Here is a 1,214-nt window from a genome sequence, read left to right as displayed (position 1 = left end):
GTGAGCTCCATCGGGTCGTCGAAGCGGAACGGCCCGAGGGCCGTCCGGGCCAGGACGACGTCTCCCGCCTCCCAGCCGGAGCCCCGGACCACGCGGACCCGGGTGAACGGCACCCGGTCCCCGTGCCGGGACCAGTCCGTCAGCCGCTCCCAGCACTCGGCGGGCGGCAGCGGCGTACGGCGGATCAGGACGAAGCGGGCCACGGTTGCCACCCTATAGGCCCTATCCAAGCCGCGCGGTGGCCCTAGCGGCGCCGCGGCAGGCCCCCCAGCAGGCCCGCCACCGCCGTCAGGTCGCCGCCCCCGTCGAGCAGCACCACCAGCGGCGGGTGCGCCGGCGAACCCAGCCGGGCGATCCCGCACGCGGTGGCCCCGAGCCCCGGCGGGGCGACCAGGGCGACCGGCGCGCGGGACTCCAGCAGCGGGCCGAGCACCGGGCGGTACGCGGCCGGGGGCGGGTCGTCCCCGGCGGGGCGCAGCACCCCGAGGGCCTGCGGGCCGGGCCAGTCGCGCGCGGCGCCGGGGTAGCGGGTGTGCGGGGCGTCGGGCGGGGGCAGCAGCAGGACCCAGCCCGCGCCCGGGCGGGCGGCCCGGCGCAGCACGTCCAGGCACACCGCCGGGGCGGCCGGCTCGGTGCCCTCGGCGGCGCCGGCCGCGGGCTCGCCCAGCCGGGGCGCCGGCTGTCCGGCCAGGGTGGAGCGCAGTACCTCGGTGGTGCCCAGCCCGCTCGGCAGGTCGGGGAAGCTGCGCAGCAGGTGGGCGCTCTGGTCGAGGAGTTCGGCGGCGTCCCGGTCGGCGAGCAGGGCACGGTCGTGGGTGGTGGTGAGGACCAGCCCGCCGGTGGCGTCGTAGTGGGCGGCGAGCGTGATCGGGTACGAGGTGAGGGTGCCGGCCGGGGCCGGGCTCTCCACGTGGATGCCGTGCGCGGCCAGGTCGGTCTCCAGTCGCAGGTGGTGCGCCGCGGCGGGCTGGTGCTCCAGGACGACCAGGCTGTTCGGCCGCTGCCCGCGCGCGCCGGGCGTCCAGCGGTGGGCCTGGCCGGGGGAGACCCACTCGTACGCGGCGAGGTCGAGCACCCCGTCGCGCAGCGCCGCGAGCAGCTGCGGCACGGTGGTGCCAGGCTGCACCCGGACGGAGATCGGCAGCGGGTTGCGCAGGGCGCCGGGCAGCCGCTCGACGCCGTCCAGCGGGATGCCCCGGCCGGAGACGGTCACC

Annotated in this window: 2 pseudogenes; both read right to left on the bottom strand. The window is 79.2% G+C overall.

The features are described 5' to 3' along the window. Positions 1-203 (bottom strand): annotated as a pseudogene (locus ACWDCZ_RS41560) (SRPBCC family protein); the annotation flags it as partial. A 41-nt stretch (positions 204-244) separates the two neighbouring features. Beyond that, positions 245-1,214: pseudogene (locus ACWDCZ_RS41555) on the bottom strand (condensation domain-containing protein); the annotation flags it as partial.

The organism is Kitasatospora sp. NPDC001225, assembly GCF_053597855.1.
Note: the sequence above shows the minus strand (reverse complement) of the source record. Positions and strands in the feature narration are given on the sequence as shown.